Origin of the sequence: Citrobacter sp. Cpo071 (assembly GCF_030332765.1) — a bacterium.
Taxonomy (GTDB): Bacteria; Pseudomonadota; Gammaproteobacteria; order Enterobacterales; family Enterobacteriaceae; genus Citrobacter; species Citrobacter portucalensis.
This window is the reverse complement of the sequence record NZ_JAOWHE010000073.1, coordinates 1-24,023: the sequence shown is the minus strand read 5'-3', so window position 1 is coordinate 24,023 and position 24,023 is coordinate 1. Positions and strand designations below refer to the sequence as shown.

The window sequence follows — 24,023 nt, the reverse complement described above, 5'->3', positions numbered from 1 at the left end:
GCCGCCATGGACGACCTCGATATCCGCCGCGAGCACCGTTTTTCCGGGGCCAGCCGTATTATTCTGCTCAGCACGCTGCTGTTTGCCGTCCTGGGTATCTGGGCATATTTCGGCAAGCTGGATGAAGTCTCAACCGGCAGCGGAAAAGTGATCCCCAGCTCGCGAGAGCAAGTCTTGCAGTCGCTGGATGGCGGCATTCTCGCCGAGCTTACGGTACGCGAGGGAGATAAAGTGCAGGCCAATCAAATAGTCGCCCGCCTCGACCCCACCCGTTCTGAGTCCAATGTTGGGGAGAGCGCAGCCCGTTATCGCGCCTCACTGGCTTCCAGCGCAAGGCTTAATGCCGAAGTTAACGATCTGCCGCTGGTCTTTCCCGATTCACTGCGCGCCTGGCCGGATCTCATCGCCTCCGAAACTCGCCTGTATAAAAGCCGTCGCGCGCAGCTTGCGGATTCAATGGCAGAACTTCAGGATGCACTGGTCTCAGTAAATAAAGAACTGGCCATCACCCAACGGCTGGAGAAAAGCGGTGCCGCCAGCCACGTAGAAGTGCTGCGCCTGCAACGACAAAAAAGCGATCTGGGATTAAAAATCACCGACCTGCGCTCGCAATATTTCGTGCAGGCGCGGGAAGCGCTGTCAAAGGCCAACGCCGAAGTGGATATGCTGGCGGCGATTTTAAAAGGACGCGAGGATTCCGTCACCCGCCTGACCGTACGCGCGCCGATGCGCGGTATTGTGAAAAACATCCAGGTCACCACCATCGGCGGCGTTATCCCGCCCAACGGCGAGATGATGGAGATTGTGCCGCTGGACGATCACCTGCTGATAGAAACCCGACTGTCACCGCGTGATATCGCTTTCATCCATCCTGGACAACGGGCGCTGGTGAAGATAACCGCCTATGACTACGCCATTTACGGCGGCCTGGAAGGCGTAGTCGAAACCATTTCTCCGGACACCATTCAGGACAAAGTGAAACCGGAAATCTTCTATTACCGCGTGTTTATCCGCACGCATCAGGACTTCTTACAGAACAAACTGGGACGCCATTTCTCCATCGTACCAGGCATGATTGCCACAGTGGATATAAAAACAGGTGAAAAAACCATCGTCGACTATTTAATCAAACCGTTTAATCGCGCAAAAGAAGCGCTGCGCGAGCGCTAAATCCTTGAGGATTAGGGGTTGCGGGGGCTGGTCACGCGTGTCACAAGTCTGTTATACTTGCTCTAACACATTGGGGCTGATTCTGGATTCGACGGGATTCGCGAAACCCAAGGTGCATGCCGAGGGGCGGTTGGCCTCGTAAAAAGCCGCAAAAAAATAGTCGCAAACGACGAAAACTACGCTTTAGCAGCTTAATAACCTGCTCTGAGCCCTCTCTCCCTAGCTTCCGCTCTTAAGACGGGGATCAAAGAGAGGTCAAACCCAAAAGAGATCGCGTGGAGGCCCTGCCTGGGGTTGAAGCGTTAAAACTAATCAGGCTAGTCTGGTAGTGGCGTGTCTGTCCGCAGGTGCCAGGCGAATGTAAAGACTGACTAAGCATGTAGTACCGAGGATGTAGGAATTTCGGACGCGGGTTCAACTCCCGCCAGCTCCACCACTTTTTAGTTGTTTGAAGTATACTGAAGTCTACTAAGCCCGCATGGAACCAGCCTTGCGGGCTTTTTTACGTCTACAGAAGTCTACTGAAATTTGCTAGAAGCTACTCCTTATGGCACCCTTTTTGGGACCCAACGCAAAGGGTCCCAAAATCGAGGGTCCTAAAAATGGCAAAAATCGCTAAGAAACTCACTGACACTGAAATCAAAAATACCAAGCCAGCAGAAAAGGAGATCAACCTTTTTGATGGTGACGGCCTGATGCTACGAATCGCTCCCCTATCAAAGGGTGGTAAGAAAAATTGGTATTTCAGGTATGCAGTGCCAGTAAGTAAGAAGCGAACAAAGATGAGCTTAGGAACCTACCCTCATCTCACACTTGCCAAAGCTCGGGCTTTACGTGATGAATACTTATCGTTGCTTGCAAATGGTATCGATCCGCAGATTCACAACAACGATAAAGCCAATGCCCTTAAGGATGCCACTGAGCACACGCTACAAGCGGTTGCTAGGAAATGGTTAGATGAAAAGGTTAAGACCTCTGGTATCTCTCCAGACCACGCAGAAGACATCTGGCGAAGCCTTGAACGAAATATTTTCCCCGGTTTAGGCAACGTTCCTATCAAAGAGATCCGTCCCAAGCTCTTAAAACAACACCTTGATCCCATAGAACAACGAGGCGTATTGGAAACCCTACGCCGTATCATTTCACGTCTAAATGAAATTTTTCGTTGGGCTGCGACAGAAGAACTTATTGAGTTTAATCCTGCTGATAACCTCGGTCAGCGATTCAGTAAGCCCAAGAAGCAAAACATGCCTGCTTTACCACCAGATGATTTACCCCGATTCTTAATTGCTCTATCTAACGCTTCTATACGACTCGAAACACGTCTTCTAATTGAGTGGCAACTCCTTACGTGGGTTCGTCCGGGAGAAGCTGTCCGTGCTCGGTGGAGTGATATAGACGAAGATAATCGATTCTGGAACATCCCCGGTGAGTTTATGAAGATGAAACGCCCTCACAAGATTCCGCTGAGTAAAGAGGCTATGCGTATACTTGAGTTAATCAGACCAATCAGTGGTCATAGAGAGTGGGTTTTCCCAAGCATTAAGGCCCCGCTTAACCACATGCATGAGCAAACAGCTAATGCTGCAATCATCCGTATGGGATTCGGTGGTGAACTGGTAGCACACGGAATGCGTTCTATAGCAAGAACGGCTGCTGAAGAAAGCGGTAAATTTAGAACAGAAGTGCTTGAATCCGCCTTAGCTCATACTAAGAACAACGAAATCATAGCCGCTTACAATCGTGCTGAGTATCTTGCTGAAAGAACAGAGCTGATGCAGTGGTGGGGAGATTACGTTCAAGCGCAAAAACTTAAGGCCATTGCTGCATGACGGATTACACCTCTTGGTATGACATCCTAAACATCTAAGGCTAAGGTCTTTACAGACAAAGGGGCTAGTTAGGAAGGGGATGCCTGTCACTTAGTCGTTCTGTTAGGCAAAAAAGTTTGAACATCGCCACTCATCATGCTATAAAAAAAGAACTCTTTAGCGTATGGGCTTTAGTTTAATAGCCTTGTCGGGCGTTTCGCCAGACACTAACTTATTGTTTAGATTTAGGGTTGCGTCAGATGCAAATCGGCCGATCCTGCTCGCTCACTCACACGATCGGCCGATTTGCATCCGCCGCATCCTTTAGTAAAGAGTTAAAAAGAGACTTAGGTCTCTTTTTTTATTTGGACAATTAGATGTACGAACAAATTATAAAAGATACATTTAAAAATCTTGAAGTTGAAAATTTTACTGTCATTAATAACAGCCTAAATTTGATATTTGTTTGTGGTGGGCTTGTAGATGTAAAACAACCCATTCCTACAAGTATGCGCGGACAGCTATACGCTTATACAGCTACTGAACATGAAGAGTTTCATAATTGCCTAAGAATGGCTGAATCTTTCAAAGACTATATTGAGTCAGGTCAGTATGATGATTTGCTTCATTTCGAGCACGACATCGCAAAAATATCATCACAAGTTCTTCTATTTCTCGAAAGCCCCGGATCATTAGTTGAGTTAGGGATATTTTCTTCTTTCGAAAACTTATATGATAAAATTTGTGTTATTGCACCAGAAGATCATGTTGAGAGCGAAGACTCATTTATTTTTTTAGGGCCACTAAAAAGAATATCCACTTATGTAAATGAAGCAGTACTCACATACCCATATGATGCCGAAAAGGGAAAGTTTGACAAATCAGTGTGGGGCGAAATTTGCGAAGATATTCTTTCAAGAGTTAACAGTAAAAATAAGATTGAAAAATTCAGGAAAAATGATGACGGTCATTTATGTATGCTTATACTTGAGATAATAAATATCTGCTTTCCTGTTCAAATCTCTGAAATTGAATCAGTTCTTTTGTCTTTTCAAATTAAGATTCCGCAAAAACGTCTTTCTCAATTAATCTACCTACTACTCACATTAGAGCTAATACAAAAAAAGAAAAGAAGTTCAAATGCATATTTCTTCCCCCCAAAGAAACTGGCTAATGATAACTATATAAAATTTGGCTCTTATTCAGATAAAAAACAATTCGACAAAACAAAAAATAAAATAAATTTAAAGCAAGAACTCGCCTTTAATTTAAAGGATAAAGAACAACGGCGCCTTAGTGTATTAGCCAAGTATGGTGAAGAAAATGACCAATAATCTAAAATCATTACGCAAGCTTTTACAAAGCACACTTTTTTTAAGTGATGATCTCATTAATATTTTTATTGCCACAGCTCCTTATAGATACAAGATTTATGAAATAAACAAAAGAAACTCTGATGAAAAGCGTAAAATTGCGCATCCTTCAAAGGAACTGAAATTCATTCAACGGATTATTATTAAAGAACTATCTGATATACTGCCTGTACATGATTGCGCTTATGCTTATAGATCTGGGCGAGGAATTAAAGAAAATGCGCTCATTCACTCAAAAAATAGTTATTTGTTAAAACTGGATTTATCCAACTTTTTTAACTCGTTAACACCTGAAATATTTTTTGCTGAATGTAAAAGAAACCACATTGATTTTGATAAAGACAATGCTTCTATTATATCAAACTGTTTGTTCTATCGTGAGCATAGGAAATCAAGTTTAAAATTGAGTGTTGGAGCACCCAGCTCACCGTTTATCTCCAATGTAATAATGTACTCATTTGACAAAATTATTGAAACAGAGTGTCTGAAAAGAGAGATAACATTCACAAGATATGCTGATGATATGACATTTTCGACCAATATAAAGAATACACTTATTGGGTTTGATAATTTAATAAGACAAGTTTTAATCGATCTTTTCAAAGACTCTATCTCTTTAAATAATGATAAAACTATTTTTTCTTCGAAAGCTCATAATCGACATATTACGGGTATAACAATCTCGAACAATGATAACATATCACTTGGGCGAGAAAGAAAAAGATTAATATCATCAGCAATACATCGTTTTTCTTATGATAAATTAGATCAGGAAGCCGTGGACAAGTTGAAGGGCTTGTTAGCTTTTGCACATTACATTGAACCTTCATTTGTAGCTGCAATGGAAAAAAAATACGGAAGGGAAACAATAAATAAATTAAAGAAGTAGAACAAAAATTACACTACCAATGCGACATTATAAAAGAGGTTTGACGCCTCTTTTATTTTGTCTTAAATCGGTTGTTCTCTATTTTACTTACCTCTTCAACATATAATTTCATCTGTTCTTTTTTAAGGCTTTCTTTTAACTTATGTTTAAATCTATTTTCATAATCAACCATAGAAGATGGCTTTTTCTTTATATCTTCTTCAATTGGTTTTTCTTTATTTTTTGCCTGTATCAAAGGTTTTTTTATATTGAACCTTTCTCTTATCTCTTCGATCTTAGTTGCTCTGCTATTGAAACGGCTACCGCTCTTGCGTCTAAATTTATTTGTGGCTGCGTTGGCTGTTTCTGCATGATCAAGTATCCTACTGATAGAACCGCCGCTAAATTTAGGACTCCAACTATTGAGGCTACTTTTAGTATAAGTTTTGATTGATTCTTTATTGTATTGTTTTTTAACTCTGTTGAGTATTTGTGCAGCTTTTTGTGTTGTTCTTCTAACTTTAGGGCTTGTTGGTCTAATATATTTTTCGCTGAGTTTAAAGCTGTTGTTGTTGTTTCTAACGAGTTGTTCAGCCTTGTTAGTGTCTGCTGTGTCTGATTCAATGCTGTGCTGACTGATTCTGATAATATCATCATCGATTCGGTCAGTGGCTCTACTGTCATTGATATTTGGTTCAATAAGTGATCGTTCAATACTATTTGGTTCATCATCTTTTCTTGCTGAGAAACTTCTAACGAGTTCATCATCTCTATTTTTGTCATATTTCACCTTTTTTTTAATAGTGTTCCAGCTAAATTTTTTGCCTAAAGAAGATCCCTTAAACGCTATGTCATTTACACTGAATGAAACCCCCGCCACGTTGCCAGTTCTGGCAACATTGAACCTTGGTTCAATGCCTACGGCCTGCAGACGTTCTACGAACGTCTCTAAGTGAGGTTTTCCTGTCATAGCCGCCTGTAAGGCGTTCTGTAGCACGATACGAGCTGGTTTTTCACCTGTACGAAGAGCTTGCTCGATCTCGTTCTTGGTTGGTGCTGACACGTCTGATTTTTGACCTTTAAGCCCCTGTGTAATGGTTAAGCCGTGCTTTACTTCTAAACGTTCACAAGCTGCTATTGTATTAAATGCTGAGTGCTGACCGTGCCATACAGAACCATCAAGGCCGACGCGATTCGCTACTATATGGATATGGTCTTTATCAGTATCTTTATGACGCACACAAATATATTGATGTTTGTCTATATCGATATTCATTTCTCTCAAATAGTCTTTTGCTATCTCTTGCCATTGTTCATCTGTGAGCATCTCATCTTTTGGAAGAGATAAAAACGCATGAAAAGTTGGTTTATTTATATCAGGTCTAAAACTGCTTACAGCTTTAAACTCATCAGTTAAATCACTAACGTTATTTTTATCTGCTGACATATTGCTACAAATAAAGCTGTGATCATCTTTTAATATATAATCAACCCTATTTTTAAAAGACTTGCCCGTCTTGGCTACGTTTCCTTTCATATATAATCCAAATCCTTATTCACTTCTATTATTCTTCTGCTGACTTGTTTTATATTAAAGTTAAGCTTATCAACTTCATTTTTATCAAAATACTCATTGCCATTTAACTTTTTAACAGCCTGATTTATATTATTACCTATCGCTGAAAGCTGCATATATGTTTTTTGATTAACTTTTGGCATCTTTCTTTTAACAACGGGTTCAGAGTTTAAAATCTCTTTTCTAATGTAATAACCTCTTTCAAGCCCTGATGCTTCCACTAATGATTTTAAATATTCAAACTCTGCTTTGTTTACTCTGAACTGTATAGATATATCTCTGCGTTCTTCGTGATTTAATTCTATACGACCTCTTTTTCTGTCTGTATCCATATTTTATTATCCACCTGTAAACATATAATCTCTTATTGCTTTTATATAGTCTTCATCATTTTCATCAATCAACGATTTTAGAAGGTCATCAGATTTATTTTCTTGTATATATCTATGAGACACGAAATAACATAGCCTTCTTTCATCACTATTTATTTCACTAAAAGGTATGTCTTTGTCTTGTTCTATGTAATAAAAAAACCTTGCTAATAACTCAAACTTCATTTTTAAACTCATTTGTTTTTCTATGTCATCTTCAGTCATATCTTATTACTCCTCTTATATTTGATCAGTGCTTTTTTATCTATTATTTTTTTAACATCTGATATTGCTTGTTTTGCTTCGCTTGAAGAGTTAGTTTTTCCTGTACAGCTTCTAATCATAAAACCGCCTAACATAATACAAAGTATTACCATTACTACAGACATAAACATCATATTTATTTCTCCTATATTTATAATATCCAATGTAAAACTAACTATGGTTTATCGCCAACCCTTGATAGGGTGATCAGGCGGAAGGGTAGATCTTTTTCAACCTTGCGAGTGAAACGAGACAAGGCAATCCGATAGGATTGGGTAAAATAGCGGATACGCTATTACACCTTGCCTCAGTTTCCGAAAAAACGAAAGAATAAAGCTGAACTACACCTATATTTAAATAAATAACCGATAATAATATCTAGTCAATAGCGGCTACATAAATAAATACACTGCACGACGAATAAAATGCAAGTAAAATATAGGGTAAATAATATATTGTCTTGATCGGTAGCTGTGCGTAAGGGTCAAATCGTCAAGTGCTAAATCGTGGGGTCCCACAAAGTGGGTTCCGATTTAGTGCTTGATGACATAGGGGAGGAGATAAAATTTATATGGGTGATGTTTCACGTAGTGGAGCATCACCCTGACAGACAAGACTGACTTACATTCTTCTTCTGAATATAATGTTATCTGAGAAAATAGCTTTACCCACGACAAAACCGACAATAGCTATTATTGGTAAGCTTATAGTAGCTCCTGCCATACCTGCAGACATTCCAATGAGCGCTGACAGACCAAAAGCTAACAGGATGATCACCGCCGCATACCAACCGGGATATGTTCCATATAGCACGGATGCCTGACATCCGGTGCATACATGAACACCTTTTTGACTTTCTTTATAACAAAAAGGACACTGAATAATATTTTGTTCCATCACTTAATCCTTCTTAAAAACCGCACCTTGGTAAACGACTCCATCTTTGACCTTTTCGATTTTAAAAGTCCAAGAGCCAAGATCTTTGTTTTGCGTTTTGGCTATATAGATGGGTTTCTTGCTTTCATCCCAGCTTTTAACAGTAAAAACGCCATTTCTGAACTTGATCACATCTTTCTGAACATCAAGCCTGACACCGTATTGCTGATTAACGTAGCTGCCATAGATGCCATCATCATCACAACCAGACAATAGCGTCACCAAACCTGCCACCATCATAAGTTTACGCATACCTTTTCCTTCACTGATGAGACACAGACCACCGCTTGGCCTGTAAACATCTTAGAATTCAATTATTTTCATAGTTCGTCATATCGTTTGTACCGATCGAAAAAAAACATACTATAGATTAAAACTATCATAATCAATTAATCGATCGTCAAAACCAATTAAATACCGATCGATAAGGCCATATCAATAGATAAAAAAGATCAATATCTATATATTGATCTTTTTTATCGATCATTATTTTGAAGTAAAATTTAGAATGACGTATTTTTAATTTTATGATAAATATCGCTTTTTATATTTATATGGCTCTATGGATAAATTATAAATTAAACATCAATTTTATACTTTTTAATGACTTAACAAAATATCATCACCAATTAAATCACTCAACATTTCATCAATAAATTCATCAGACAAAAGATAAGAATTAACACCAATCATTTTTTGAAGTTCATTCATATTATGAATAGGCTCCTTGCAAATAAAAAAATCAGTTGAACATTGTGCTATTATATCGTTTATATTTTCAATGTTTGGGTTGTCATCAAGATATTTTGCGCCATACAATATAGAATGTGAATTAATTGGCATATATACTGCTTTTAAATCATCATCTTTTTCATGGAATGGTTTAAATCTACGATCCCCATCAACTTCAAAAATCACGAGACAATCCCCTAATATCAATGATTGCTCAACACTTATTACTTTATAAGTTAGCTTCTTATACTCTTCAATTTTCAAACTTTCATCCAACTCAAGTCCTTTTAAATGTCCTTTTTTAGCGGCCTCAGGAATACCGGATAAAACCATATTTTCGAATAAAGGAATAAGTTGCAATGAAAGTTTATTTGCTATGTCGGGAAGCCAAGCATGAACGTTATTAATCAAAACACCCTTAATATGTGGGTGCAAAACTTGTGGAACATTTAACTCATTAAGCTGTCTATTAATCAACCTATCAAATTTTGATGGATCAGAAATGACATTTTTATTTAAATATCTAGACAAAGCATCTTTGCTTAAAAGCCTTATTCGCATCTGGTCTATTAGATGAGATGCAGTACTGGTAAAGTTAGAACGTAAATTTTTAGTTCTGATTTCCATATGAAAGACAAAGTCAGACAAACTTCCTATATCATCCATGTTAAATGTACCATTAACTAACTCACGGACGATTTTTGAATAAATATAAGTTTCCTTTTCAGTTATTTTGTCATCAATTGACGAATCGCCATCGAGAGTATAAAATTTATTTTCCAAACCAATATTTTCAATTACTATATTTTCTTTTATAAACTCTTTTTTACATAAGCAAGAAAAAAACTTTCCTTCTTTCTCTAATGAAAATCCACGCTGTAAGAATCTAGGGATAAAATGCTGTCTTTTTCCTGCCATCTTTGAATCCTTAAAAAATAACTTTATCATATAAGAAATAACATTTTAATATTTTTCGTACAGTAGTACTAGAAATTTAAATTTTAAAGTTTTCGGGTTTTAGATGGCGACTTTCAGTCGTAGTAGTTTTCCGTTAGGAAAACTTAGTTTTTCTTGGAGCATTCCCCCCCCTCCCCCCGTGCGAAAAATGAAAATCGCTAAAGAGATAGAGAAAGGAAAAAAGAATGCTCATTGCGCTTTGATTACTCAAAAAGTATTCAGACCGTTTCCAATCTGATACTCCCCCCCGCGACCCGCGCAAACCCTACCATGATCTTTTAAGCACTTCTCGTTTTACTAAAGAAGCTATAACGCTTTATAAATTTTAGGTAAGGCGATTCAGGCTGACAACATCGCTCCCGGTTAACCGCTGTCGCAATAACTATAAGATTCACCATCACTTGAGGGACCTTCGTATTCTTATACCTGATACAACAGGTTTTAACGTTATTGCTTTTGAGGATTAAAAAGGATTCTGGAAAGGGTATTTAAAAGACTTGTAAAAAGCTGGGATTTAGATTTGACAAATATAAGTTGATTAGATAATACTTTATTTATATTTGTAATCACGTTCTCGTATAACTGATTACAAGACTTAAAAAAGTCAGCGAAAACTTTTTAAGTCCTTTAAAAGTCAGATTTAACATCTGGCTTTTTTTGTATCTTTTCTTTTTATAGATCTTCTATCTAATTAGTCAATAGAAATATAAAAATATTTTACACAATCATTATTGATTCTGAAATAAATGAAGGCCAGATATATATCTGACCTTTAGTTTGATATGAACTCATTTTTCATAAATGGCCCTAAACGCCCACAAATCAAATCGAGCTGCCTTATTTTACATATAGGAAATCATAATAACTTGTGTGTGCATGCACATTATATCCATTCTAACTTTTTCAAAATCAATATACTTATGTTGGCTTTTATCAATACTCTTCTTTGTTTTTTTAAGAATGTCATCATAAACTGTTTCCATATAATATTTATCAGTAAATAAATCAAAAACTTCGCTGGAAGGCTTTGTTAGAGTTCTCTTCGTAAAACGAGAATATTCCAGTAATGCAGCTAAATCCGCTGAAGTTTGACTTGCATGTTTATTTTCTTTTTTCATCTTTTTTTCCTTATTTATTTTTTAAGTAAATATCCCCCTACACTTTCATGTATTATTATTAAAGGGATCGTTATTTTTAAACACAGGTCTATATTTTTATTACTTATAGCCTCCTAACTTCATTTATAAAAACATTATCATGCTGCTTTATTACGAGATGCGTAAATCATTTGGTCGATCCATTCATCGACTTCGCTTTCTACGAACCTTATTGCTCGATCACCTAGTTTTATAGGTGCAGGGAATTGACCACGACTAATCAATCGATAAATCCAAGCTTTACAAAATCCGGTTCTTTCCAACACTTCAGGCATACGGATAAATCTTTTTCTTTCTGTCATACATTTCTCCATTGTTGTTTTGATGGATGCAGTATCCTCAGATCGCTTATGGCGATCAACTATCAAAAAGCACGAATTGTTCAAGAGATGGTGCTTTTTTAGTCAGATTTATGAAGGGTGTTTTGAAAGCAAGCCAGCATAGGCTTAGGAGGACTTTTGCAAAAAATGCTATTTTTTTGGCCCATGTAAGATTTTTTAATAAATACTTAATTATCAATTAGATAAGTTATTTATGATTTAATTCCGTACCATCCCCCTTTATAATTCTTGTTTAACACTTTGAGAGGACTAAGTTAGAGGTAAGATCTTGCATATGGGAAATAGCCTCCGGAACAGAAAGGCTATGTTTCGTGAGTTCAACTCCTCAACGTTAGTAGTATCTAAGATTTTGGCTCTGGAATAAGTAAAATCTGTGCTGACGTTTCTTAGGACCCTTTATTGAACCCTTAATGAATCAAGGCACAAAAATAACAATAAAAATCAGATTATTAAGATATAAAGCACAGGGACGCCAGCCCACCAAAATTCTCCATCGGTGATTACCAGAGTCATCCGATGAAGTCCTAAGAGCCCGCACTGCGCAAGCCCTGCGGGCTTTTTTGTGCCCTCAATTTGTCCCGCGAAGTCTGATGCCAACTAATTAAATCCGATCCTTTTAGGCACCTTGTTAGGCACCTCGTAAAGCTTTATTGTTTTTGAGGTGCCTAAAACTATGGAAACCCGGCAATGGCAAGACAAACCAAACCTCTATCCGTTAAGGAAATCGAATCTGCTAAACCCAAGGAAGCGGACTACGTTCTCTATGATGGCGATGGCCTTGAGCTACTCATTAAATCCAGCGGGAGTAAAATCTGGCAGTTTCGCTACATTCGCCCTGTCACCAAGAAACGAGCAAAGAAAAGCATAGGCCCCTACCCGTCAGTTACCCTTGCCGATGCCAGAAACTACCGTGCAGAGTCCCGCTCACTCCTAGCTAAACAGATTGATCCGCAGGAACATCAGCAAGAACAATTGCGTAGTTCGCTGGAAGCCAAAACCAATACTTTCCAGCTCGTAGCTGAACGTTGGTAGAATGTGAAGAAAGCCAGTGTGACAGAGGACTATGCGGAAGATATCTGGCGCTCTCTTGAAAGAGATGTCTTTCCTGCGATCGGCGACGTTAGCGTTACAGATATTAAAGCTCATACACTGGTTCAGGCCGTACAACCGGTTCAGGCCAGAGGAGCACTGGAAACTGTTCGTCGCCTGTGTCAACGTATTAATGAGGTCATGATCTATGCCCAGAACACAGGGCTGATTGATGCTGTTCCCTGCGTTAATATCGGTAAAGCCTTCGAGAAGCCTCAGAAAAAGAACATGCCCAGCATTCGACCGGATCAGCTACCTCAACTGATGCAGACAATGCGAACAGCCAGCATTAGCCTTTCCACACGATGCCTGTTCATGTGGCAACTTCTTACTATTACCCGCCCTGCCGAAGCGGCTGAGGCTCGCTGGGAAGAGGTAGACATAGAAGCGCAAGAGTGGAAGATTCCCGCAGCACGCATGAAAATGAACCGCGACCATACTGTTCCATTGTCAGATGAAGCTATTGCGATACTAGAGATGATGAAGCCGTTAAGTGGAAATCGAGAATTTATCTTTCCCAGCCGCATCAAGCCAAACCAGCCTATGAACAGTCAGACCGTAAACGCATCACTAAAACGCGCAGGTTTTGGTGGAGTGCTCGTTTCACACGGCTTGCGTTCTATCGCCAGCACGGCCCTTAATGAGCAGGGATTTCCACCTGATGTTATTGAGGCTGCACTTGCTCATGTGGATAAGAATGAGGTTCGTCGTGCGTATAACCGTAGTGATTATCTTGAGCAGCGACGGCCTATGATGCAGTGGTGGGCTGATTTTGTGATGGCTGCAGATCACGGTAGTATGATTGAAGGAGGGATAAAGGCAATGCGGTTAGTTGGATGACATGTCGTAGCTAAAACCCGTTCTGTTTTTGGTAGATTAACCTGAAGGTCTGCAAGTTTAAATGACACTGAAAGAAGTTAAACCCTGCTCTTAAGCAGGGTTTTTATGATTTATTCTAATTTTTGTTTTGAATCTTTCTATTTTAAATCAGCCTTGGCGGCTCGAATATCTGCGTTTTTTGCTGAGTATTCCCATTCGTCAGCGATTCTAAATAGCATTGCAGAAGTACGGACGCAGTGGGGCATTGAATTTGCCCATTCTCGGTACTGCTCAGCTAATATCCTTTCTTGGTTTCCACCTTCGTAACGCATACGAGCAAATACCCCCCTTTTATTGTACCTACCAATTTGTATACCTTGCTCTAACTCATCAGAAGATAATATTTCAATGATGTGCCGAATTGCTTCATGTGGCCAGGAATTATCTACTGAGCTATTAGGGGCATGTGCCAGAATTTTTCCTATTACATGATCAGTGATTTCTTGGCGATGATGCAATTTTGCTAAATGGCGTACATTCTCACACCAATCTTCAAGTTTATCTTGAACAATTTCATTGTCTATCTGCCCTGGTAGTATTCGTAATTTTTCAAGTAATCTGTATATAGAAGTAGCTCTTTTAACTTCCAACTCCGATGGTTCTGTTTGTTCATCTTCGTCACTACGATATACAATACATATTGCTTCTATAAAAACCTCTGGCTTTTTCATCATTAGACGATGCAGGATAAGTGGCTCATCTCTATCCGGAAAACAAGGCAAGTAGGTCATTTCTTTAAATGCCAAATCTGTTTCAGAAACATCGTTACGTTGTTTGAGTTCATCAAAAACTTTTTTTACATAGTACGATAGCATTGTATCAAATTGGATATCCTGGCTATTTATTTCTTTAACGACTATATCTAGAAGATATAAAAGTGTTGTAGATGGAATCTCAGAAAGGCGTTGATTTGCTGATATAATAGCAGCAAGACCCCGGCCCCTTTCTATATATTTATCCATAAGGACAAATAAATCCGAAGTTTTACCCATCATTGCAATGGGTTGTTTTTGCAACCAATATTTTTCGTTGATGTTATCTTCAAACCCTTCAATAATGTTCCATATCTCTTGTGAGTCTCTTAACGATGCTAAGATTTTCCCAGCCCTATCAGGAGTAATTTTAAACTGTTTAAAATACACTTTTATTTTATTAAGCCATTCAGCACCAAAGCATTCAACACCATATTGCATTAACAACCCACAAACTTCATCAATATTTTTTTTGTTGTTAATAAGCATTACAAACAAATCATTTAATTTTTCTTCATCCAACGAGAGTGCTGATATATGCCTTGCTACAATAAAAACATTATTAACTTGTTGAAAAAGGTCTTTCACCCCAGACAAACCTAAAGTAAAGTATATTTCCCTAAGTTTTTCACTTCGCATTTCTTCGACGGAAGAAAAAATTCCGCCAGCATTTTCAATTGACTCTTCAATATCAGAATCCCAATCATTGAAAATCCATAAACTGGCTCTAACCATGTCAATTGGTTTATAATTATCAAGTATTTTCGCTATTTTTTCCATAGACTCAAATTTAAATACCCAGTTCGCATCTGAATATTTTTTATGGCGAGAATACTCATGACGCAAAGCCTCCCATACGATGAACTGATCCTCTTCAGTTTGTTGAGAAAGGCAAAGTTCAAGATGAGAAAGTGTTTCATCTATTGCATCCTCAGGGAATGAGCTTAAATGAGAGATTAGGATTTCCCATCTTGTTGGGAGTATACCTGCAAGTTTAATTGCTTCTTGGATAATAAAGATTTGCCCCTCCCAAACAACGCCCCACGTTAGTTTTTCTACATCTTTATCCGACTCTCTGAACTTCATTTTTTGGTTTTGATCAGAGGTATCATGGGAGCGAGGAAGGAGATTTTGTAACAAACTCCACCCAATACTAGGAACAATAGTGATAATTTTTTTTATAATTGCATTTCTAACTTTTACTGGTGCCCATGTATTAGGAGACCATGCCAGAAAAATGGTTCTTAAACTATTAAGAGGGCGATCTGAGTAAGTTCCACCGGGATCTATTACAGCGAGTTTTGCAAGACAGATTGCAGCGCGTAATAGATATGTTTGTTCCCAAGCCAAGGCTTCCAATGCCCATTTTAATCCATGATAATGACTTCGAGGAGTTAACAGCCCTTTATCTTCATTGAATATTGGAGCAATCATTTCCCCATTGCCCTTAAGCAATTGCTCAAGGGCATCAAGGAAAGGGCCAGGGGCAGCTTCTGCCAGCAGCGGAAGTTGATCTCGCAAACTAACAAATAGTCGATGGTCGTTAGCAAGTCCCGGAATACTCTGAACTATTTTGTTAACAAAATCTTGGGGTGTCATACCAGTAACCCGGAATTCGGCCTGTTCATGTAGTATTGCCATATGTAGCAAAACTGTTGTCATTCCATTACGTAACCACGAGCTATAAGACGTTTTAATACCATTGTCAGGTACAAACAGATCTTCGGCCTTTGGTGGTTCAGGAATATAGGAAAAAACCTCTCTTACGGCCTTCTCAAAACGCTCCAGGTGTTCTTCACCCAGCAAATAGCCTAAATGTACAAAAGCATCTACCGACGAACGCAATGACCAAATATCATCCACTCGATCAATTGGAGAATCGCGGCGCTTTGTTAATAGCCTTAATGGATTTTCAACTTGAGAATAGTCTGTATAGCCAGCTAGTTGCTTGAGAATTAACTTATCTTTCTCTGAACATGTACTCCATGCACCAGCTAATAAAGCAGGGAGCAACTCAGGGCTGTCTTTCCATTCAGGTGATTCAGCCGTGCTACTTGATATCTGGCGAGCCAAAACAGACAAACTTCGGCCACACTGCCGCGCTATTTGATAACTTTTATCTGAATCAAACCCCATAGATTCAAGAGCCTTACCTAAAGATATACTATCTGGGCGGATCAGAAGTTCGTGATCAGTTCGTGTTTCATCGGCTCCGGCACTTACTACTGTGATAGATGCTTGCTGTAATAAACCGGCTAAAGCTCTTGCTCGATCACGTGGTAAGAAGATCATTCCTCTTTTTCCAGAAAGCTGTCTTGCAGCATCATCCGTATCAATAATTAGTGCTCGACTTTGAAAGGAATGTCGAAGTTCCGCTTCAGTGGTTCTGATAGCTGCAATCGCAAAAGCAATAACCTCATCCGGAGAATCTGCAGCTAAAGATATTTTTCGACCATTTTCTCGTAACTCATTCAGAAAACGCTCTTTTTGCTTTTCTCTCCCCGCCAGCAAGACTGCTTCAGTTAAAGGGGGATTAAATTTAGTGGAAAATTCATCCCAAAACTCCTTAATGCTTCTAACACCAACCTGTGGCATTAGCTCAAGATGGTAGCGAGCGTAGTAAGCAGCTACAGCAGGGCAAACACCGAGCCAATCTTCAAGCATAGAACCATCAATTAATTTGATGTCTTTCCACTTACCACTATTGCGTTTCTCTTGTAGCCAGTCTTCAAGCTTTACCTTAGGATTATCCCATGTTCTTAATGAAGCGAAAACAAAAGTAGTCTTTAGACGTATCTCTGGAGCAACTTCGCGTGTTCTTTTTTCGTAATCAAAGTTAGCTTTATCAAGCAATTTTTCATTAACACCAAATTCCCAGAATGAGTCGCCATCAGGAACATAGGGGGCCACCCCCTCGGCTTTAAGTACACCGTCATAACCTCTAACCTGTCCCTTATCACCATTAGGAAATCTAATTTCAGTAATACTGTTAGTCGTTGCACGTATAAGATCAGCGATTAGTGCTGGAAAAATAACTTTTGCAGGAATAGAATCTGCCCATTGCTGAAGGTTAAGTGCTTTTATCCATTTCATATTGGTACTCCACCCAATAAAATTTTAAACAACCAAATCTAAAAAAAACTAATATTAAAAATTCATTTTTAATGTACACAAAATGCTAACAAAATTGCTAAAGAGTAAAAAATCCGGACTTATTTCTTGATCTTAAACATTAGCCAAATTTTTAAACTCGCACTAAACCACCTCAAGAATAACAAATCATCAAGTTAGTGGAACTTTTTGCACCTAGAATGCTCGTTAACCTCACAGTCATATTAAGCATGAGCCTGTCCTTTGTTCATACTAGACCTTAGTTTCATACATACTGATAGCTCTACGTAAAAGTAGGTATGATCGACATCACAGTTCTGAGTCAGAACATCTTAACCAATTGAAGTGGATGGTTTTAATTGTAAATGTTCAGCGGACATCTCTTCCCTCATTGGTTAGACTAAGAGCAACTTTTTCTATGGTCGCAATATCTTTTATAGGGTTTAAAAGTGGCAATCTTTGACATTGAAAAGGACGAATTACTTCGGCTCTCCGATATCCAGCTGGAAGAGCTGATCGCTCGGCTAGCAGAAGCTGAAGTGGCAATGCACGGCCATAGCCCAGCATGTGTAAATTGGTCTGGTTCAATTACAGCCCCTGACGGAGGAATTGACATCCATGTTCAGGTTCCAATTGATCAACTCAAAGCAGGCTTTCTTGTAAGACCTGATACGGTCTTTCAGGCAAAGAAACATAAGATGCCTAAGTCTGCAATTGAGAGGGAAATTGGCACCGGCAAAGCACTTTCTCCCATCATTTCTGAACAAGCCAGAAAGCAAGGCAGTTACATCATTGTCAGCCTGGGTGATGATTGCTCGCCGTCAGGAAAGAAGGATCGTCTCAAAGCGATGAGGGATGCAGTAAAAGATGATCCTAACGAAAGTTATCTTCATCTTGATTTCTACGACCGCTCCAAACTCATCCAATGGTTGCGCCAACATCCATCAGTCATGCTGTGGGTAAAAGCAAAGCTTGGGCAAGGGTATTCCGGTTGGCAACCCTACGGAGCCTGGAGCAATCCACCACAAGGTGTTATAGACACTTTAATCTCAGCCCCAGGCGTAACCATTACTTTACCATCGGGAAAGGGGCAAAAACTCAAAATTGATGAAGCAATTAACCCAATGCGAGCACTGATCCGTTCGACAAACAAGGCTGTTCGTATTACAGGATTGTCTGGTGTTGGGAAGACTCGAATCGTTCAGGCGCTCTTTGATGAAACTGTTGGAACAGATGCGCTTGACCGAACAGTAGCTATTTATGTTGATACTGGCTATGAGCCAGTACCGTCGGCTACAGCAATGCTTGATAACCTGCTCGCTGAAGGCCGGCGAGCAATTATGATCCTTGATAATTGCCCATCAGAACTCCATGCTTCGCTTGCCAGCAAAGTATCAGCCGCAGGGAAAGAAGTAAGTCTCATCACGATCGAGTACGACATATAGGGATGACAAACCACAGACAACTGAGGTCATCCACATTGAGACAGATGGTCCAGACGTGGCAGAGCAACTTCTTATCCGTCGCTTCCCTTCTATTGGTCAGAATAATGCCCGTCGGATTGCAGAGTTCGCAGATGGGAATGCAAGAGTGGCTTTGGCTATAGCGGAAAGAGTGGAAGAAGGTGAGAGTTTAGCCCTACTTTCAGATGCGCAGTTGTTTAATCGCTTGTTTGAACAACGTAATCATCCCGACGGCCATTTACGGGAGCAAGCTGAAATATTGTCACTGGTGTATTCGTTCTCGATATCTAGTCCAGATGCAGCTACCGATGAACTGGAAATATTGGGTGTGCTCTCTGGGTATTCCAAAATCCAGTTATTCAAAGCTGTTACGAAGTTGATGGAACGTCACGTTGTTCAGAAAAGATCCCACTGGAGAGCCATCCTTCCCCATGCCATTGCTAACAAGTTGGCAGCATCTGCACTTAATAGTATTCCGATTGATCAACTTAGAACGACCTTTGAAGCTCCGGATCGGCAACGATTATTGATGTCGTTCGCGCACAGGTTGGGACTATTGCATAGCCATGCTGTGGCTAAAGAGATTGTTGAAGCTTGGTTACAGCCCGAAGGGCTGCTTGGAAAAATAATAGACCTAGATGATGTATCGACACGCATTCTGAATTATATCGCTCCAGTTGCCCCGGGAGCTTTGCTTGAGAGGATTGAAGAAACGCTTGTTACGTCTAATTTTGAGCATTTTAAATCACGCTACAACCCACAACGAACAGCAATTATCAAATTGTTGCAGTTACTTGCATATGAATCGAAATACTTTGAACGATGCATTAAGCTCTTAATCCGTATCGCAGACCAGGAAAGCGCGAGCAATAATTATGATTCGGCTCGAAATAAGATAAAGAGGTTTTTCCAACCTTATCTATCCGGTACCCATGCCTCTTTAGAACAACGTGTTGCGATCATGAATGAATGCATTGATTCAAGTATGGCCGGACGTAGAAGGATGGGGATCGAAATGCTTGAAACTGCTCTCGGCGGACCTCCGTGGACAGGATTCGGAATTAATGAGTTTGGTGCTAGGCCAAGAGATTATGGATTTCGACCCAGTTACGATGAACTTGTTGCGTGGCTATTCGCCTTCATCGATATTTTGGTGAGATTAGGAACCTCAGGAGTGCCCGAGCTTGAAGATGATGCCAGGCGGATCTTGGCTGATAAATTTCGCTGGATTTGGCGTCATGGAGGAATAAGGTCAAAATTAATTGATGCGGCTCGTAAGTTACATGCCCATCGCCCTTGGGGTGAAGGCTGGAAAGCTGTCCGCTCAACAATCTACTTTTTCCATACAAAAAGAAAAGATAACGAAGACGTAGAACCATTGCCGGAAATACTTGTGACATTGGAACGAGAATTAGAACCTAAAGACTTGGTTTCGGCAATCATGGCTTATGTACTCAGTAATAGGCGCGATTATTGGGCTCTAGATGCTGATTATGAACACCAAGGACCTAATAAATTCAGTGAAATCAGGAAAATACTTTGTGCCAAAGCTTTCAAGTTGGGGCACGAATTTGCAGTATCTTCCCATGGACTTGATGAGTTGTGCCCTAATCTTTTTTTGCGGGATGGAATGCCGTATCGCGTCGAATTTGGTAAAGGCTTAGCTAACGGGGCTCCTGACCTACGAATTTATTGGCAACAACTAGTCATTCAATTGGATCTACAACACAAATCTCAACGTGATGTTTCGGTCATTCGAGGTTTCATTGAAGAGACTCATTCTATCGATTCAGTATTAGCGCAGGAACTGCTCGATCAGTGTGCACAACATTCCGAACTTCGATTCGAATTAGTCAACCTTCATCCTTGGCAGGAGTTTACTGAAATCGATCTTGATCGTTGCATGTCGCTTCTGGATGACTCTGACATACAGCCCCATATGTATGGGGCAATTCTGTGGGGTGAGCAATTCTCTAATTTGCCAGAAAGCAGGGTCCTCGAGCTTGCTCAAAGGCTGCTGAGTAAACCGAATGGTGATGAAGTAGTATTGGAAGCACTGAGTATGAAACTAGCTGATAAAGGAGATGCTACGGATACACTAGGTCTTGCGCTACGAACAATCGGACTATCCGCTGCAATCCAGAGGTTCCAAAGAGAACACAACGATCTCGGCGGATATCTGGATTATGCAATGGAACGTGTTATCGATGCCACATTGCGCTTCGATGGCAACGAGGCTGAAAAACTAGAATGGCTGAATACAATCTTCGCTGTTGTTGATGAGCATTTTGGCTACATTTATTCTTTCGAAGACGCTATCGGTATCACCGCTGCATGGATGCCAAAAGAATTTCTCAGTCGCATTTTTGATGGTACGGAGGATCAACAACAGAGGCGGCTGCATTTCATTAATCATGATGATTCACATCAGTCTCCTATTGCGAAAATCGATATAGATATTTTGATTGAATGGTGCAGGACCACTAAAGACCCTCAGGTTTGGGCTTCAGTCGCTTCAGGTATTAATCTATGGTCAAAAGACGGGGAGCAAAGTCCTATCTGCTTGCAGGATGATGCTCTGAGATTTCTAGAAGCCTCACCCGAGCCACGAGCCGTCCTTGAGATCTTTGCCGAACACGCAGCACCTTCATCATGGTTCGGTAGTCGTGCGAACGTGATGCAACCTAGGGTTGAAGCGATAGGCCAGTTGGTCACCCACGAGCGTGCAGACATTTCTAAGTCGGCTAGAGCTGTTTATGAAAAACTGACTGACTGGGTTGAAAAGGAAAAAGAACGTGAGCGATTGGAAGATGAGGCATTGGAACAACGGTTTGAATAAAGGCTAGTTGCCGCCTTCAAAGGAATTCTGTTTAAAGGAGAAATCATGGAATCTGCACGTAATAAATATACCAGTGAGATTATTGAGGCAGAAGATCTTTGGTTACTTGATGTTGTAGATACGAACGGTTACGTATGCTGGGGATGTGGGATTGAGATGTATCCTTCCGCTTGGCAAAAAGGAAGTAAGAAAAGACCGTCGTTTAATAAAATGCCTGGAAAAGAGCATATTAACTGTGATGCAGATGCTGAAAGCACAGTGGTTAAGCAGGGACAGAAAAAAAGCGTCCGCAACATGCTAGACAGCGCACCGGGTTTGATGCCCGCAGGCTTAAAATTGATTGAACAACGACCCGTTGTTGATCCTGGCACTACTGGTAGCGACAACAACACCAATCCAATACGTTCTACATCGTCAGCATCCAGCGGGGGAAATGCTCCAGCGCGGCAATCCCGCCGCCCGGTTAATGCTATTCGCCAGATTTGTAGGGCATTTATTCGCTTCCCGTATGACCGTGGTATGTCATTAAATATCCCAGGTATTAATGCCGATACTTACATGACCGTGTTTAAAAAACTAAAAGACCCGGTTCAACCCTACCCTGAGCGCCGAGTTTTTTATTCGCAGTTGTTATGGCAGAAATTTGAGCAAGACGAAAACCGAATTGTCATTCCGCTCTCGGGAGAATGGGTAAAAGACGAATCTGGTAAGTTTAAGCCCTCGCGTAGCTATAAACTACACATTGAGTGGGGAGACTGGTCAAAAGCCAAAAAGACTATGCTTTTGAATGAGCTTGAAACTGTGCAGGAAGAAGCAAAAGAAGCAGTAAATAAAAAAGCTAAAGAGAGAGCTCAAGTCTTCTTTATCGGTGAACAAAGCACTGAGAATCCGGAAATCTTCTACGTGAGTGATTACCGGTTAATCTGCGCGATTATGGGATATATAATTTACCCCTGACGTAAATGGGCCTTCTTGCAAAATGTAGGCCCATTTAAATAAATATTTTCGACTACCACCAAGGCTACGTCAAACCTATAAATTTTATTCAATTTCTCGTGTAGACACAATTACAACAGTCATCATAACAATAGTCATATACTCGTCATACTTCAAGTTGCATGTGCTGCTGTAAATAGACCCGTTTTAGTTCCAGGCATTTTTTGAGACCCCGGCCAAATGATTGTGTTGCCGATATTCCTCCGGCGTCATATTGTTCAGTGATTCATGCGGGCGTTCACAGTTATATTCTGACACCCATCTTTCCGTGATTTCCCGCACTTCATTCAGCGTTCTGAACAGATAAAAATCGAGTATTTCTGTACGGTATGTTCGGTTAAAGCGCTCAATAAAAGCGTTCTGCGTCGGCTTACCCGGCTGAATAAATTCCAGTTTTACTGCATGTTGCTCTGCCCATTCAGCCAGTGCAAGTGAGATAAATTCCGGACCATTATCCATGCGTAGCATGACCGGATAGCCGCGATTTGCCGCGATCCTGTCGAGTACACGGACCACGCGCAAAGCTGGCAGATTCAGATCGATTTCAATCGACAATGCCTCACGGTTAAAGTCATCAACGACATTGAACGTGCGAAAACGACGGCCACAGACCAGAGCATCATGCATAAAATCGACAGACCAGCTCTGGTTCAGCGCTTCCGGTGTGGCCAGTGGCGAGGGATTACGCACCGGCAACCGTTGTTTGCCTTTACGGCGAAAATTCAGCTTCAGCAGACAATAAATACGATGGATCCTTTTGTGATTCCACGGGTATCCCTGCCGCCGCAGAACCTGGAAAAGTTTTGGAAAACCATACCGTGGGTATCGCTCTGCCACTGCCTGCAACGCGACAATAACGGGTTCGTCCCGCGTGATATCCGGACGGTAATGGTAAACTGTTCTGCTCAGGTTCAGACTCCGGCAGGCCTGACGGATACTGAGTCCAAATGTCGTTATCAGATGAGTGACCAGCTCACGCTTAAAGGCTGGTTTTAAAGCTTTTTTTCGATAACGTCTTTCAGCGCCCGGTTCTCAAGGCTCAGGTCGGCAAACATCTGTTTGAGACGCCGATTCTCGTCCTCAATATCCTTGATCTTTTTAATATCAGAAGCCTCCATGCCGCCGTATCTGGACTTCCAGTTGTAGTAGGTGGCTTCAGAGATACCGGCCTCCCGGCAGACATCTTTAACGGTTCGTCCGGCTTCAACCGATTTAATTACGGCAATGATCTGATGCTCAGTAAAACGGGCTTTACGCATAGCGATCTCCTTTGTTGGCAGAGTGATTATGCCGGCGGATCTCTAAATGTGAATGGCACGATTATGCGGGATACTTACA

At 40.5% G+C, this 24,023-nt stretch carries 18 protein-coding genes, 1 other RNA gene and 1 pseudogene; 9 read left to right on the top strand and 11 right to left on the bottom strand.

The features are described 5' to 3' along the window. The first annotated feature begins 6 nt into the window (after positions 1-6). From OGY09_RS07025 to OGY09_RS07005, 5 genes are all read left to right on the top strand, one after another. Positions 7-1,170, top strand: coding sequence for a beta-barrel domain-containing protein (locus OGY09_RS07025; RefSeq protein ID WP_085951585.1), 1,164 nt, complete (start codon positions 7-9; stop codon positions 1,168-1,170). 72 nt (positions 1,171-1,242) lie between these two features. Continuing rightward, positions 1,243-1,606: a transfer-messenger RNA gene (gene ssrA, locus OGY09_RS07020) on the top strand. A gap of 166 nt (positions 1,607-1,772) precedes the next feature. Continuing rightward, positions 1,773-3,002 (top strand): integrase domain-containing protein, encoded by a 1,230-nt coding sequence (locus tag OGY09_RS07015; protein WP_058802858.1) that lies wholly within the window; start codon positions 1,773-1,775, stop codon positions 3,000-3,002. Between the two features lie 356 nt (positions 3,003-3,358). Further along, entirely contained in the window at positions 3,359-4,315 is a 957-nt protein-coding gene (locus OGY09_RS07010) for a retron St85 family effector protein (RefSeq protein WP_058802857.1), read from the top strand. Next, complete coding sequence (locus OGY09_RS07005; protein ID WP_058802860.1) at positions 4,305-5,243, top strand: retron St85 family RNA-directed DNA polymerase; 939 nt, start codon at positions 4,305-4,307, stop codon at positions 5,241-5,243. Before OGY09_RS07010 ends, OGY09_RS07005 begins: the two co-directional genes overlap by 11 nt. Positions 5,244-5,295: 52 nt before the next feature. Here OGY09_RS07005 and OGY09_RS07000 read toward each other — a convergent pair whose 3' ends face one another. The 9 genes from OGY09_RS07000 to OGY09_RS06960 form a co-directional block, all read right to left on the bottom strand. Beyond that, a complete protein-coding gene (locus OGY09_RS07000) occupies positions 5,296-6,759 on the bottom strand; it encodes a relaxase/mobilization nuclease domain-containing protein (RefSeq protein ID WP_058802855.1) in 1,464 nt (487 codons plus the stop codon). Continuing rightward, positions 6,756-7,130, bottom strand: a complete 375-nt coding sequence (locus tag OGY09_RS06995) for a plasmid mobilization protein (RefSeq protein ID WP_058675799.1) — start codon at positions 7,128-7,130, stop codon at positions 6,756-6,758. Before OGY09_RS06995 ends, OGY09_RS07000 begins: the two co-directional genes overlap by 4 nt. 6 nt (positions 7,131-7,136) lie before the next feature. Continuing rightward, complete coding sequence (locus OGY09_RS06990) at positions 7,137-7,394, bottom strand: hypothetical protein (protein WP_058802853.1); 258 nt, start codon at positions 7,392-7,394, stop codon at positions 7,137-7,139. After that, positions 7,391-7,567: a hypothetical protein gene (locus OGY09_RS06985; RefSeq protein WP_170310344.1), complete on the bottom strand. Its 177-nt coding sequence runs from the start codon at positions 7,565-7,567 to the stop codon at positions 7,391-7,393. Before OGY09_RS06985 ends, OGY09_RS06990 begins: the two co-directional genes overlap by 4 nt. A gap of 487 nt (positions 7,568-8,054) precedes the next feature. Then, positions 8,055-8,330, bottom strand: coding sequence for a hypothetical protein (locus tag OGY09_RS06980; RefSeq protein ID WP_058675798.1), 276 nt, complete (start codon positions 8,328-8,330; stop codon positions 8,055-8,057). Positions 8,331-8,333: 3 nt separating this feature from the next. Continuing rightward, positions 8,334-8,621, bottom strand: a complete 288-nt coding sequence (locus OGY09_RS06975; protein WP_058802851.1) for a hypothetical protein — start codon at positions 8,619-8,621, stop codon at positions 8,334-8,336. A gap of 348 nt (positions 8,622-8,969) precedes the next feature. Next, a complete protein-coding gene (locus OGY09_RS06970; RefSeq protein WP_058802867.1) occupies positions 8,970-10,019 on the bottom strand; it encodes a DUF4238 domain-containing protein in 1,050 nt (349 codons plus the stop codon). Positions 10,020-10,900: 881 nt separating this feature from the next. After that, on the bottom strand, positions 10,901-11,176 hold the full coding sequence (locus tag OGY09_RS06965; protein ID WP_046687682.1) for a hypothetical protein: 276 nt from the start codon (positions 11,174-11,176) through the stop codon (positions 10,901-10,903). A gap of 137 nt (positions 11,177-11,313) precedes the next feature. Further along, the gene (locus OGY09_RS06960) at positions 11,314-11,517 is read right to left on the bottom strand and encodes a helix-turn-helix transcriptional regulator (protein ID WP_044695395.1); all 204 of its coding nucleotides are present in this window, start codon (positions 11,515-11,517) and stop codon (positions 11,314-11,316) included. A 726-nt stretch (positions 11,518-12,243) separates the two neighbouring features. Here OGY09_RS06960 and OGY09_RS06955 point away from each other — a divergent pair. Further along, positions 12,244-13,485, top strand: a pseudogene (locus OGY09_RS06955) (integrase). 137 nt (positions 13,486-13,622) lie between these two features. Here OGY09_RS06955 and OGY09_RS06950 read toward each other — a convergent pair. Continuing rightward, entirely contained in the window at positions 13,623-17,369 is a 3,747-nt protein-coding gene (locus OGY09_RS06950) for a hypothetical protein (protein WP_286590143.1), read from the bottom strand. A gap of 467 nt (positions 17,370-17,836) precedes the next feature. On the opposite strand from OGY09_RS06950, the gene OGY09_RS25250 reads away from it, so the two are divergent. Genes OGY09_RS25250 through OGY09_RS06940 form a run of 3 tightly spaced genes read left to right on the top strand, consistent with a single transcriptional unit; the run spans position 17,837 to position 22,646 of the window. Further along, a complete protein-coding gene (locus tag OGY09_RS25250; protein ID WP_353622462.1) occupies positions 17,837-18,832 on the top strand; it encodes a P-loop NTPase family protein in 996 nt (331 codons plus the stop codon). Between the two features lie 55 nt (positions 18,833-18,887). Next, a complete protein-coding gene (locus OGY09_RS06945) occupies positions 18,888-21,689 on the top strand; it encodes a hypothetical protein (protein ID WP_353622461.1) in 2,802 nt (933 codons plus the stop codon). Positions 21,690-21,734: 45 nt separating this feature from the next. Then, positions 21,735-22,646: a hypothetical protein gene (locus OGY09_RS06940; protein ID WP_286590142.1), complete on the top strand. Its 912-nt coding sequence runs from the start codon at positions 21,735-21,737 to the stop codon at positions 22,644-22,646. 186 nt (positions 22,647-22,832) lie between these two features. Here the strand turns inward: OGY09_RS06940 and OGY09_RS06935 are convergent. After that, positions 22,833-23,944 (bottom strand): IS3 family transposase gene (locus OGY09_RS06935; RefSeq protein ID WP_115642877.1). Its coding sequence is split into 2 segments (ribosomal slippage): positions 22,833-23,683 and positions 23,683-23,944, totalling 1,113 coding nucleotides; the frame shifts between segments, so codons are not numbered across the junction. Positions 23,945-24,023 lie beyond the last annotated feature (79 nt).